This window comes from Collinsella sp. AM40-7AC, from assembly GCF_003468125.1.
GTDB classification, from domain to species: domain Bacteria; phylum Actinomycetota; class Coriobacteriia; order Coriobacteriales; family Coriobacteriaceae; genus Collinsella; species Collinsella aerofaciens_O.
The window spans coordinates 58587-72069 of sequence record NZ_QSGK01000001.1 but is presented as its reverse complement, the minus strand read 5'-3'; the positions used below and the strand labels follow the sequence as shown (position 1 = coordinate 72069).

General features: G+C 61.8%; 6 protein-coding genes. All 6 read left to right on the top strand.

Translation table 11 applies throughout. The features are described from left to right. Positions 1-93 precede the first annotated feature (93 nt). The 6 genes from DW892_RS00280 (at position 94) to DW892_RS00255 (ending at position 13319) form a co-directional block, all read left to right on the top strand. Complete coding sequence (locus tag DW892_RS00280) at positions 94-1527, top strand: PTS transporter subunit EIIC (RefSeq protein ID WP_233540458.1); 1434 nt, start codon at positions 94-96, stop codon at positions 1525-1527. Between the two features lie 127 nt (positions 1528-1654). After that, positions 1655-3076, top strand: a complete 1422-nt coding sequence (locus tag DW892_RS00275) for a 6-phospho-beta-glucosidase (protein ID WP_117764925.1) — start codon at positions 1655-1657, stop codon at positions 3074-3076. 198 nt (positions 3077-3274) lie between these two features. Beyond that, positions 3275-7078 (top strand): DNA polymerase III subunit alpha, encoded by a 3804-nt coding sequence (dnaE, locus tag DW892_RS00270; RefSeq protein ID WP_117764923.1) that lies wholly within the window; start codon positions 3275-3277, stop codon positions 7076-7078. 160 nt (positions 7079-7238) lie between these two features. Further along, positions 7239-10703 carry a DEAD/DEAH box helicase gene (locus tag DW892_RS00265; protein ID WP_117764921.1) on the top strand — a complete coding sequence of 1155 codons (3465 nt, stop codon included), beginning with the start codon at positions 7239-7241 and terminating at the stop codon, positions 10701-10703. 150 nt (positions 10704-10853) lie between these two features. Next, the gene (locus tag DW892_RS00260; protein WP_089572163.1) at positions 10854-11216 is read left to right on the top strand and encodes a desulfoferrodoxin family protein; all 363 of its coding nucleotides are present in this window, start codon (positions 10854-10856) and stop codon (positions 11214-11216) included. A gap of 117 nt (positions 11217-11333) precedes the next feature. Further along, positions 11334-13319 carry a hypothetical protein gene (locus DW892_RS00255; RefSeq protein WP_089572161.1) on the top strand — a complete coding sequence of 662 codons (1986 nt, stop codon included), beginning with the start codon at positions 11334-11336 and terminating at the stop codon, positions 13317-13319. Positions 13320-13483: the final 164 nt, after the last annotated feature.

Below are 13483 nucleotides of genomic sequence, written 5' to 3'. Positions count from 1 at the left end.
CAGAAGGATTGTAACCTGTGTTAGGGCAGGGCATGACCTCCGAAAGTACGAGAACCATCTCGTGCCACGACGATTCGTGGCGTAAAAGGAGGAATGATGACTAACTATCAAAAACTCGCCCAAAGAATCATCGAAGAGGTGGGCGGCAAGGCGAATGTTTCAAGCGCGACGCATTGCATGACGCGTCTGCGCCTCGTTCTTAAGGACGAGGGGCTTGCAGATGACGCCAAGCTCAATGCGATTCCCGAAGTGATTAGCGTGGTGCACGCTGGCGGCCAGGTGCAGCTCGTAATCGGGCCGACCGTCGACAAGGTCTACGGCGCGGTATGCAGGGAAGGCGGCTTTGAAGTCCAGACGGCGATTGATGAAGATCTGGACGCAGCAGAGAGGCTTCCCTGGAAGGAGCGGTTCGCTCCGAAGCGCATCGGCAATCTGATTCTCGATGCGGTGAGCGGCTCTATCGCTCCCATTCTGCCCGTGTTCTGCATCGCGGGTATCTTCCGCATGTTCACCATTTTGCTTGGTCCGGAAGGCGCGGGCCTTCTAGCCGCGGAGGGCAGCATGTACCGGCTCTTCACCTTGGTGGGAGACGCGGCATATTACTTCCTGCCGATCTTCGGTGCCTATGCGGCGGCCAAGAAGTTCCAGACGAGTCCTGTGCTCGCGCTCATGACGGCTGCTATTATGATTCATCCGAGCATGCTCGCTATCGTCGAGGAGGGCGCTCCGTTCGACGTCTACGGCATCCCCATGACGCTGGTGAATTACACACAGTCGGTGCTTCCCATCATCCTTATCGTGTGGATTCAGTCCTACGTAGAGGGGCTTATCAAGAAGCATTGCCCTGACATGCTGCGCATCCTCGTGATTCCAGTGGGGACCATGCTCATCATGCTGCCGCTTGCACTCTGCGTCTTCGGCCCCGCCGTCTCCTTCATTATGGGCATCATCGCCGATATCATCATCTGGCTCGGCGCGAACGCCGGTCCGCTGTGCGGTCTGGTGGTCGGTGCGACGTGGAACCTCGTGATCGCTACCGGCATGCATGTGCCGATTCTCACCGCTATGATGCCCGGCTGGCTTGAGGTGGGCTATGACGCCGTGTGCACTCCGGGTACGACGGTGGTTGTTTACGTGACGCTTGCGGTCGCGCTCGCCTACGGCATCCGTGCAAAGGGCAAGGCTAACCGTCAGCTCGGTTGGACTACCTTCGCTACCTATGCGCTCGGCCGCGTATCCGAGCCCATCATTTACGGCATCCTCTTGCGCGATAAGAAGGCGCTCGCTTGGTCGATGATCGGCGGCGCGGCCGGCGGCCTTGCATGCGGTCTGCTCAACGCGCGCATCTTCGTCTTCTCGGGAGTCGGCTTCCCGTGGATGAACGTCATCAAGTTCAGCCAGGACATCATTCCGGGCGCCATCAGCTGCGCGATTGGCTTTGCGGTGACATTCGCCCTCTGCATGGTCTTTGGCTTCGACAATCGCGAATCGGGCGAGAAGGAAGCCGAGGAGGCCCTTGAGGCTTAAGCGCTGCATCTAGAAGGGTGCCTTAGCGCAACGAGTCTCTTCTCGGAACTGGGGCCCCATGAACCCGGACGGGCACCGCTGCATGGTGGTGCCCGTTCGCACTAAAAGCAAGATAAGGAGGACTCCCATGCCATTGCGTTCTGATTTCCTCTGGGGCGGCGCGCTTTCCGCCAACCAGTGTGAGGGTGCCTGGGACGAGGGCGGGCGGGGGCTCGCCAACGCGGATCTTCTGTCGTACGGGCGGGACCGTCTCGCCGTCATCAGGGGTGACGACGTTCCGCTCGAGCCGCTGTCCGACCATTACTACCCGGCCCAACAGGCCATCGATTTCTATCATCATTACCGCGAGGACATCGCGCTCTTCGGCGAGATGGGCTTCAAGGCTCTGCGCCTCTCCATCGCATGGAGCCGTATATTCCCCAACGGGGATGACTCCGAACCCAACGAGCAGGGCCTCGCGTTCTATGAGGATGTGTTTCGCACCTGCCTCGAACAGGGCATCGAGCCGGTGGTGACGCTCAACCACTATGACGTGCCCATGCATCTTGTTACGGCATACGGCGGTTGGCGCAACCGCGCTCTCGTGGGCATGTTTGAGCGCTTCGCTCGCACTGTGTTCGCACGTTACCGCAATCAAGTGCGCTCTTGGCTCACGTTCAACGAGATCAACATCATGACCTCTGCGTGCTTCATGGCGGCAGGCATCGTGTTTGATGAGGGGGAGGACCGCTACGTCTCCGTTCATAACGCGGTGCATCACGTGCTCGTGGCGAGTGCTTGCGCGGTGCGCGCCTGCCATGAGATCATCCCTGGTGCGCAAATCGGCTGCATGCTCAATGCGGGTATTTTCTATCCTGCTACCTGCAACCCTGCCGACGTTAAAACGGCTCAGGACGAGAATCGCAAGCACTACATGTTCACCGACGTGCAGGTGCGCGGCCACTATCCGTGCTACATGCTCACGGAGTATGAGCGTCAAGGGTTCGCGATTCCTTGGGCGGAGGGCGATGAGGAGGTCCTTGCGCAGAATCCGGTGGACTTCGTGGGCTTCTCTTACTACTCGACGCGCGTGGCGCAGGCAAACACCGAGGGGCAGTTCGACTCCAATCTACTCAAGAGTGCCCCCAACCCTTACCTCAAGATGGAGCCATGGGGCAGATTCATCGATCCCGCAGGGCTGCGCATCACCATGAACGACATATACGACCGGTACGAAAAGCCGCTCTTTATCGTGGAGAACGGTCTCGGAGCCCCGGATGAGCCGGATCAGAACGGCTTTGTGGATGATGGATACCGTATCGATTACCTGCGCGAGCACATCCAGGCTATGAAGGACGCCGTCGAAATCGACGGGGTGGACCTCCTGGGCTACACGTGCTGGGGACCGATCGATCTGGTTTCGGTCGCAACGGGCCAGATGCGCAAGCGCTACGGTTTCATTTATGTCGACCTCGATGACGAAGGACACGGCACACGTCGGCGCAGCAAGAAAAGATCGTTCGAGTGGTATCGCAAGGTAATTGCCTCAAACGGCGAGGACCTGAGCTGAGCTTTCCTCAGGGGCCGGACCGCGACATGGGGTCGCGGTCCGGCCCCTTTGCGACGAATGAAGCAATCAGGTCAAAGCAGCTAAAAAAGACACGTCCCAAAAAGACTGCCCGTGTGGGTTTGGCTAGGTTCGGGCGCTGTCCGCGCCGTGGGGTAAAATCGTTCAGTCAGAACACGAACCCGCATCGGAGCTCATCACATGGCATTCGTCCATCTGCACAATCACACTGTTTTCTCCATGCTCGACGGCGCAACCCGTATCCAGGATATGGTCAATCGTGCCGTTGAGCTGGGCATGCCCGCCGTGGCCATTACCGACCACGGCTACATGTATGGCGTACCCGACCTGGCGCTGGCCTGCGACGCCGTCAACCACAACACGCCCGAGTACAAAACCTGGAGCCACGACAAGGCCTTCTTGGAAAAGGACCGCCGCGACGAGCTGGTGGAGCCCGATCCCGAGTCCAGCCCGCGCGAGCATGCCCAGTATGTGAAGGACATGGCCATGTGGGACGAGAAGGGCAACATCGACGAGCTCAAGCCGCCTCTGGTCATCAAGCCCATCTTTGGCTGCGAGGTCTACTTTACGCCGGACGAGACGCTTGCCCGCGACCATAAGCCCGAGCTCTACCACATGATCCTTCTGGCCAAGGACCAGGAGGGATACGTCAACCTGATGCAGACGGTCTCCGAGGCCGCCGTGCAGGGCTTTTACTATAAGCCGCGCGTGACGCTCGACAACCTGCGCCGCCACGCCAAGGGCATGATCTGCACGAGCGCCTGCATCGCGGGCATCATCCCCAAATACATCGACCGCGGTGACATGGAGGGCGCCATCAAGTGGGCCGAGACCTTCCGCGATACCTTCGAACCCGGCGACTTTTACATCGAGATCCAGGAACACGGCATCACTACCGACAATGGTCTGACCGACGAGCAGATGGACCGTACGCTCATCGATATCGCCAAGCAGGTGGGCGTCAAGGTCATCGCCACCAACGACTTCCACTACCTGCGCCGCGAGGACGCGCCCGTGCAGGACGTCATCATGTGCATCGGTATGAACGCCAAGGTCGACGACCCTAACCGCATGCGCATGACTGGCTCGGAGTTTTACATGAAGACCGAGGAGGAGATGCGGGCGATGTTCCCGTATTGCCCCGAGGCCTGCGACAACACGCTCGAGATCGCCGACAAGTGCTACGTTGAGCTGGACTGGGACTCCATCATCCTGCCGCGCTTCCCGCTGCTCGATCCCGGCGAGACGCACGAGAGCCAGTTCCGCCGCGAGTGCGAGAAGGGCCTGCGCCAGCACTACGGCGACGACTGGGCCACGCGCGAGATTGGTGGCGTCAACATCAAAGAGCGCTTTGAGTACGAATACAAAGTCATCTGCGACAAGGGCTTTGCCGCCTACTTCTTGATCGTTGCCGAGTACGTGCAATGGGCCAAGGACAACGGCATCGGCGTCGGCCCCGGCCGTGGCTCGGCCGCCGGCGCTATCGTCGCCTACGCCATGAACATCACCGCGTTCGACCCGCTCGAGAACGGTCTGATGTTCGAGAGGTTCCTGTCCCCGCAGCGTACCGAGATGCCCGATATCGATATGGACTTCGACGATGAGCGGCGCCTCGAGGTCGTGGAGCACGTTCGCCAGCTCTACGGCCCCGAGAAGGTCACCCACGTCATCACCTACTCGACCATTAAGGCCAAGCAGGCCATCAACGACGCTGCGCGCGTCCTGGACTACCCGGTCTACATGGGCCAGCGTCTGTCCAAGATGGTCTCGAGCGACCCCAAGGTCAAGCTCAAGCAGGTGCTCGAAAAGCAACCCGGCAAAGAGGATCTGTTTAACCCCGATTTTGCCGAGGCCTATAAAAAGGACGACGACGCCCGCCGCATCATCGACACGGCGCTCTCGATCGAGGGCCTTACCCGTGGCGAGGGTGTGCACGCGTGCGCCGTTCTGATCTGCCGCGACCCCGTCAACGAGCACGTGCCCACCAAGCTCGACACCAAGGGCGGCGTCGAGATTACCCAGTACGAAGGTCATACCGTTGCCGACATGGGCCTGCTCAAGATGGACTTCTTGGGCCTGCGCACGCTGACGGTTATCTCCAAGGCCAAGGCAAACATCAAAAAGAACTTCGGCATCGACATCAAAGAGGAAGAGATCCCCTTTGACGACCCCGAGATCTTTAAGCTCATGGGCTCCGGCCATACCGCCGGCGTCTTCCAGGTCGAGTCCGCCGGCATGACGGCCACGATCAAGAACATGAAGCCCACCGAGTACAAGCACGTCGTGGCATTGATCGCCCTGTACCGCCCGGGCCCGCTGGGCGCCGGCATGGTTTCGTCCTACATCAACCGTATGAACGGCAAGGAGCCGGCCGTCTCCTACGACGACCGCCTGGACGACATCCTGGGCGAAACCTACGGCACCATGGTCTACCAGGAACAGGTTATGCTCATCTCCGTCGAGATGTGCGGCTTCTCCAAGGGCGAATCGGACTCGCGTATCCGTAAGCCCGTGGCTAAGAAGAAGATCAAGCTGCTCACGTCGACGGTGCTGCACTGGGAGGATGGCTCGGACGAGACCACCTACGACCACTGGATGAACGGCGCTATCAAGAACAACTACACGCGCGAGGTCGCCCAGAAGATTTGGGACGATGTTCTCGAGTTCGCATCCTACGCCTTCAACAAGTCGCACTCCGCCGGCTACGCCATCCTGGTTATGCAGACGGCGTGGCTCAAGGCGCACTATCCGCACGAGTACATGGCGGCCGTTCTGACGTCCTATACGGGCAAGACCGACAAGATCGTGCACTACGTCTCGGCGTGCCGTCACGACGGCATCCCCGTGCTGTCGCCAGATGTCAACGAGTCCGGCACCGAGTTCACGGCTACCAAGGAGGGCGTGCGCTTTGGTCTGGCCGGCATCCGCGGCGTGGGCACCGGCGTGGCGCAGGCGATTATCGCCGAGCGCGAGGCGGGCGGTCCGTTTAAGACACTGCACGACTTTGTCGAGCGCGTGGACTCGAGCCAGGCCAACCGTCGCGTAATCGAATCGCTGATCAAGGCAGGCGCCTTCGACTCCACGGGGTATCCGCGTCGTCAGATGATGCACTTTGTGGACAAGAACAACCCCGAGAACATCATCGACGCCGCGATAAAGCGCCAGAAGGACCGCGCGAGCGGCCAGACCTCGTTCTTCGACATGTTTGGCGACGTTGAGGGCTCGGGCTTTGAGGTGAGCGTGCCCGATCCGGACGGCCAGGAGTGGGACCGCCACCTTAAGCTGAGCCAGGAGAAGGAGGTTCTGGGCATCTATGTCTCGGACCACCCGCTGCGCCCGTTTGAGTATGCACTAGCCAAGGCGCGCGACTTCTCGTTCTCGCAGATCGATACCGGCTACGAAGTTCAGAATCCTACGGGCGGCACCATCAACCAGGAGATTCCCGAGGGCAAGGCGCTGTGGTGGGCCGGCATGGTCTCGAGCGTGTCCAAGCGCGTGACCAAAAACGGTGACCCCATGGGCATCGTGCAGCTCGAGGACATGGAAGGCGAGGCCACCGTCGTCGTGTTCCCCAAGACCTATAAAGAGGCCGAGGGGTACCTGTACGGCGAGGTCGATCCCGAGACCGGCGCGCAGCTGTCCGATGCCTTTGTGCGCATTAAGGGCAAGCTCGAGCGCTCGGACCGCGGCGACCAGATCATCGCGCAGGAGATCGTGCCGCTCGAGCTCAACGAGGAGAACAACAAGCCCAAGGTGTTTGAGGTCATGGTGCCTAACAGCCGCTTTAGCCAGGGCAATATGGCGCGCCTGGCCACGGTGCTCGCCGCTAACCCGGGCGGCGACCGCGTGGAGATCTTTATCGAGCAGGTGGACGGGCGCGTGCTGCGTGCCGAGGTACCTGCCAAGGTCAACGCGCGTTCGATTCCGCTGCTGGCCGAGGCCAAGGCCATTGTGGGTAACCAAGGCAGAGTGACGGTTATCTAAAATGATTTTGCCGGGGTAGCTAATTTGGGACGGGGCTATTTTAGCTACCCTTTGGCTGACGGCGAATGAGTCGGGGTCGGAATACATCTCAACCGACATATGGGGGTAGCTAAAATAGCCCCGTCCCAAATTAGCTACCCTGTGTGGATTGGAGGAAGTGATGGCACAGGGGACGTTTGTGCAGGCGCTCCGGAAAGAGGCGGCGCTGAGCGGCACCTTTATGAAGGGCCGCTCGCTCATGCTCAACGGCGCCGTGCTGTCGATTGAGGACAGCGGCTCGCGCTTCTCCAAAAACGTGACGGTTGAGGGCTCGGTGCGCGGTTCGCGCGGCGACCTGTACAAGACGCACGTGGCGCTCGACATGGACGAGCACGAGGTGATTGACTACGACTGCGATTGCCCCGCCGCCTATCGTTACCCCGGTATGTGCAAGCACGCTATTGCCACGGCTCTGGCGTATTTGGATGCCAGCGGCGCCGAGCCCGTCGAAGGTTTGCGCACGCCGGTCCGCACGTTTACGGCGCAGCCGAAACAGCCCGTTCGCACCGCGCCCAAAGCGCCGGCCGTCAACCCCAACTTTCCCTTTCCGGCGCCCGTCCCCACGAGCCCCAGCCTCATGGCGGCGCTCTCCGATCTTTCGGACGCGCGCATGGATGAGCTGGCGAGCATGCGCCGCAAGCTTGCCGGTGCCGTTGATCCCGACGCCCCCAAAGCGGCGTTGGAGCCTTCGCTGGTGCCGTACTACAATCCGCTGTTCGCTGACCGCTTTAGCTGGGCGCTCGAGTTCCGCATTCGCTGCGGTTCGGTGTCCTACGTGGTCAAGGATATCGACGGCATGGCCGACGCCTATGTCCGAGGCGGTACGTTCTCGTACGGCAAGAAGCTCACGTTTGTCCATACGCCCGAAGCCTTCGAAGACGTGTCGACAAAGCTGCTCAACCTTGTCGTGACGACAGTTGCCTATCTCGATGACATCACAAGCTCGCGTTCGGCGTCGTACGACTTTGCCCGCAGCGGTTTTGTCGCCGAGCGTCAGTTACCGCTGTCCGAGCATAGCATCGTATATGTGCTGGACCTGTTGCGCGGCAAGACTATCTCTTTTGAGCCCGCCTGGTCGCGGGGGACGACGACGCATCGCACCTATGACGTGGCGGTTGAGATGCCTCCGGAAGGGGCGGACGAGGCGCTGTCTAAGCGCCCACCGCTCCTTGCCGCCAAAATCGCGCCGGCGGCTGGTGGCAGCTACGATCTACGCCTGCCGGCCGATGCATACTGCTTTGCTTCGGGCGACGTTGCCTATCTGGTCGACACCCGCCGTGCGCGCCGTACCGATGTAGCGTTTGCCCAGCATGCGGCGCCGTTTCTATCGCGCTTGCTGCCCTGTCGCACGCCGGTCCATATCGCCGCCGAGCAGGTGGGGGAGTTCTGTCGTATGGTGCTGCCCATTTTGCGCGACTACACCGACCTTACCGCGCCCGCTGCGCTCGATACCGTGGCGCCCGAGCCGAGCTTTGCCATGGCGATTGGCGTCGACGATGGGCTCGTGACCTGCAAAGTTACGGTTACCTACGGCGACTGGTCGGCAGATCTCTTTAGTCTGGGCGCTCCGGGCAGCCCCTTCGAAGAGCGGCGCCCGGGCGTTCCGCCGCGCGACGAGGTGGCGGAGTTTCGCGTTATGGACACGGCGGCCCTGTACTTCGATTTCCACGAGGGCGGCCTAGCGTTTGAGGAACGCGATGACGAGAGCCTGTTCCACTTGCTGACCGAGGGCCTGTCTGCCCTGTCCGAGTTGGGCGAGGTCATGCTCAGCGACCGCCTGCGCCAGGTCTCGGTCCGCCCTGCGCCCAAGCTTTCGGTGCGTGCGACCGTCAAGAGTAACCTGCTCGACGTCGAACTGGGCGCGAGCGGCCTTTCGGCGGCAGACCTTGCCATCTATCTCGATTCGTACAAGCGTCATCAAACGTTTGCGCGCCTTACGTCCGGCGACATCATTCGCCTGGACGAGGGCGCCCGAGCCGCGTTTGGTCTCGCCGAGGACCTGGGTGTCGATGCCGTCGACCTGCTCGACGGCGTGTCGCTTCCCGCGTCGAGCACCCTTTTTGTCGATAGCATGCTCGCGCGCACGCCGGCGCTCGAGGCCGATCGCGACGCTGCGTTCCGCCGCACCGTCGAGCGCCTGGACACGCTCGGCAAGATGGACTTTACGGTGCCGGCATCGCTCAAGGCAACGATGCGCGGCTACCAGGTCGACGGATACCAGTGGCTCGGCTCGCTCGAACACCTGGGCCTTGGCGGCATCTTGGCCGACGACATGGGCCTGGGCAAAACGCTCCAGATGATCGCGCATATCCTGGCGCGCGTGGAGGCGGGGGACACCAAGCCCACGCTCGTGGTATGCCCGGCCTCACTCGTGTACAACTGGACTGCCGAGCTGGAGCGCTTTGCCCCGTCGCTCGATGTGTGCGCCATTGTGGGCGCCAAGGCTCAACGTCGTGTACAGATTGCCGGCGTGGCCGAGCATAACGTGGTCGTAACGTCGTATGACCTTATGCGGCGCGATATCGATGAGTACGTCGAGCAGGATTTTGCCCGCGTGGTGCTCGATGAGGCACAGTACATTAAAAATCCGCTCACGCAGGTGGCGCGCGCTGCCAAGCGCCTGCCTGCCGGCGTGCGCTTTGCCCTGACGGGCACGCCCATCGAAAACCGCCTGTCCGAGCTCTGGAGCATCTTCGACTTTTTGATGCCGGGCCTTTTGGGGACGCGCGAGTCGTTTGCCAAGCGCTTTGAGAGCCCCGTCGAGCATGCCGAGGGCGATAGCGCCGCTCGCCTGCAGGCGCTCGTGTCGCCGTTTGTGCTGCGCCGTGTTAAGGAAGACGTGGTGGCCGACCTGCCCGAGAAGATCGAGGACACCGTCATGGCACAGCTTACCGGCGAGCAACGCAAGCTCTACCTGGCCAACCAGGACCGCATCGCCCAGCAGGTGCAGCACCGCGAGGCTGGGGAGTTTAAGAAGGACAAGCTCAAGGTGCTCGCCGAGCTCACCAAGCTGCGCCAGATCTGCTGCGACCCACGTCTACACTACGAGGATTACAAGGCGGGGAGCGCAAAGCTCGATACGTGTATGGAGCTCGTGCACGGCGCACTCGACGGCGGGCATCGCATCCTGTTGTTCAGCCAGTTTACGGGTATGCTCGATATCATCGGTAAGCGCTTGGCCAAGGAGGACATCGCCTTCCTTAAGCTCACGGGCGCTTCGTCTAAGGAGAGCCGCGCCAAGATGGTCGCGCAGTTCCAAGCGGGCGAGGTCCCGGTCTTTTTGATTTCGCTCAAGGCGGGCGGCGTGGGCCTTAACCTGACGGCGGCCGACGTGGTCATCCACTACGACCCGTGGTGGAACGTGGCGGCGCAGGACCAAGCGACCGACCGCGCGCATCGTATTGGCCAGCAACATACCGTGACCGTGTACAAGCTCATCGCCAAGGACACGATCGAGGAGCGCATCATGCAGATGCAGGAGTCCAAGCGCGACCTGGTCAACAGCGTGCTCGGCGGCGACGGCATCTCCTCGGCGCTGTTTACCCGCGAGGATGTTCTGGCGCTGCTCGGCGGCGACGGGCGCTAACCCGCTCGGGTGGGGCCGCCAGGGCGGATAGCGCACGCTGCCCCATCGTCCCCGCCCGTTATGTGTTCATTTGCAATGCCGTGGATGGTTTGTCTGCCTTTGGGCATAAGAACCATCAAGAACATTGGCACGTCAGCAAAGGAGAACATCATGGCGAAATTCTTTAAGGACCCCGACGGTAAGCTCATTGCCGCCCTTGGCAACGACGTTGCAACCCCTGCCGGTTGCACGGAACTGACCGCAAACACTGAGGACGCGGCGCACGAGAAGCACGTGCCTGTTGTCGAGACCGAGCGCGACGGTCACGTGATTCGCGCACGCGTTGGCTCGGTCGAGCACCCCAGCCTGCCCGAGCACTATATTGAGTGGATCGCCCTTGAGGCCGAGGGCCGCTTAGAGGTCCATTACCTTGAGCCCGGCATGAAGCCCGCGACGTTTTTTGCCGGCGGTTCCAAGACCGGTACCGTCTATGCCTACTGCAACCTGCACGGGCTGTGGTCCGCGACATTCTAGGAGCGCGCCCCCGCTCGGGGTATCATAGCTAGCATATGCACATGCGAGCGCCGACTGCATCATGCGGCCGGCGCTTTTACTACGATTTCGATGGTTTACGACGGAAAGGGCTGAGCCATGAAGCTCGCGCTTGCACAGATCGATATGCGCCTGGGTGATATTGAGGGCATTTGCGGCCGCATCGAGGACCAGGCTCGTCTGGCCCACGAGCGCGGGGCGCGCGTGCTGTGCGTTCCGGCTCCGCTCTTTATGGGCGCCATGCCCGGTGGCCTGGTGGGCGCTGCCGACTTTGAGCACGACATGCTTGCCGGCTTGACTGGTGTCGCCGAGCGCATCCAGGAGCTTGACATGATCTGCATCGTGCCCGCGGCGGTTTCGTTTGAGGGTCAGCCGCTGCTCGACTACATGATGCTCAAGGACGGTCATGTGGTGCCGGCGCGTTCGAGCATTGCCCTGCAGCGTGGCGAGAACAACGACACGCGTTGGGCGCCGCCGGTGTTCGACGTGGACGGCGTGCGCATCGCCGTGATTTTTGACTTGGACCGCGAACTCGAGATGTTGCCGACCGGTGTTGACCTCATTGCGTATTTCCAATTCAATGCGTTTGACATGACCGACCGCGAGACTGCCGCCATTGCCGCCGTTCGCAGCGGCGCCTACCGCAAGATCGCATCCAAGCGCAGCGTGTGGTTTGCCTGTATGGCGCCGGTCGGTGCCTATGACGAGTCGGTGTATACCGGCGGTTCGTTTGTGCTCGACGACTGCGGTCGCGTGGTGGCCCAAGCGCCGTGTTTTGAGGAGAGCCTGCTGGTTCAGGAGATTCAGCGCGGCGTGATGCTCGATGCCCTGGAAGATCACGAACTGCCCGAGTTCCGTTCCGAGGAGTGGCTGTGGCAGGCGCTGGTGCTCGCCGTGCGCGACAACGCCCGGGCCCACGGTGCGTCGCGCGCCGTGGTGGCACTCGAGGGCGACTTGCCGTCGTCCCTGCTGGCGGCGCTGGCCGTCGACGCTCTGGGCCCACGTAATGTGATTGGCCTGGTGCTGGGGCGCAACCGCATCTTTACGCCGGCGCAGGAGGAGGCCGAGGCTGCTCGCTGTGCCGCCGTTCGCGCCATTGCCGAGCGCCTGCATATTCGCACGGTTGAGCGCGATGCGCCGGATGCCGCGCGCGTGCTCGACCGCGATGTGTCGGCGGGCGACGCCGAGCGCCTGCGCTCTCGCACGCTGGGCCTCATGCTGGAGGACACGGCGCTCGAGCTGGGTGCGATGGCGTTGAGTCCGCTGTCCAAAACCGAGTACGCGCTGGCGGCGCCGGCGCTTTGCGGCGGCTACCAGGGCGATTACGCGCCCTTTGGCGATGTGTACCTGTCGACGCTTGAGTTTGTGGCGCGCGTGCGCAACCGCACGTCTGCCGTGGTGCCCCAAGAGCTCGTGACGCTCAACGCGGTGGAAGATTGTATGGAGCGAGTGCTGGCGCAGGCGCTCTCGACGCTCGACGGTCCGGTCGATATGCTCGACCGCGCGGCACAGCTGCTCGGCGGGCTCGAGCCGGGTGAGGTCGATGGTGCGCTCGAGTCGCACGTGGACCGCAATCGATCTTTCGACGACATCCCGATGGCCGCTGGCAAGCCTGAGGCCTGCTCGCTGCTGCTGATGCTCGTGCGTCAGGGCGAGGCCGCCCGCCGCATGCTGCCGACGGTGCCGATCGTCTCTGCCCGTTCGTTTGCCGAGCGCGCCTGGCCGTACATGCTTGCGTGGTCCGATCTGGGGCTCAACGGCAAGGAGCGCATGACGGTTGATTCGCTGGCGCGCGCCGAGGTGCGTCGCTTTGCCGACGACGATACGAGTGACCGTATGCGCGGTGAGATGATGGGCATTTTGGGTGAGCTGCTGGGTATTTCGCCCGAGCAGATGGAGGAGCTGCGCTCTGAGGACGGTCAGCGTCGTTTGCACGAGGGCATGAAAAAGTTCGAGGGCGAGGTTCAGGACGCCATCGATAAGATGATGGGCGGCCAGGGTGGCCCGCAGGGTGGACCCCAGGGCACGCCGATGCCGCATCCGCCGGTGGATCCGAGGCAGTTCCCGTTCTTTAGCCAGAACTAGGGCAGACGGAAACATTGCGGGAGAGATTCTCTTACACACATTGCTTCTGCCGAATCTATCTTGCTTTAAGCACTTTGCCCCCGTTGTGTTATTCTAGAACAGACGTTCGTGAATGATGCGCGGGGCCTTGTCTTGCGCTGCGCTTGTGGCGAGGGGAGGTTGGC

Bases quoted from the DNA above. Each gene is read 5' to 3' on its own strand.
- dnaE (WP_117764923.1), top strand. From the start codon at position 3,275: ATGGCATTCGTCCATCTGCACAATCACACTGTTTTCTCCATGCTCGAC.
- DW892_RS00260 (WP_089572163.1), top strand. From the start codon at position 10,854: ATGGCGAAATTCTTTAAGGACCCCGACGGTAAGCTCATTGCCGCCCTT.
- DW892_RS00265 (WP_117764921.1), top strand. From the start codon at position 7,239: ATGGCACAGGGGACGTTTGTGCAGGCGCTCCGGAAAGAGGCGGCGCTG.
- DW892_RS00275 (WP_117764925.1), top strand. From the start codon at position 1,655: ATGCCATTGCGTTCTGATTTCCTCTGGGGCGGCGCGCTTTCCGCCAAC.
- DW892_RS00255 (WP_089572161.1), top strand. From the start codon at position 11,334: ATGAAGCTCGCGCTTGCACAGATCGATATGCGCCTGGGTGATATTGAG.
- DW892_RS00280 (WP_233540458.1), top strand. From the start codon at position 94: ATGATGACTAACTATCAAAAACTCGCCCAAAGAATCATCGAAGAGGTG.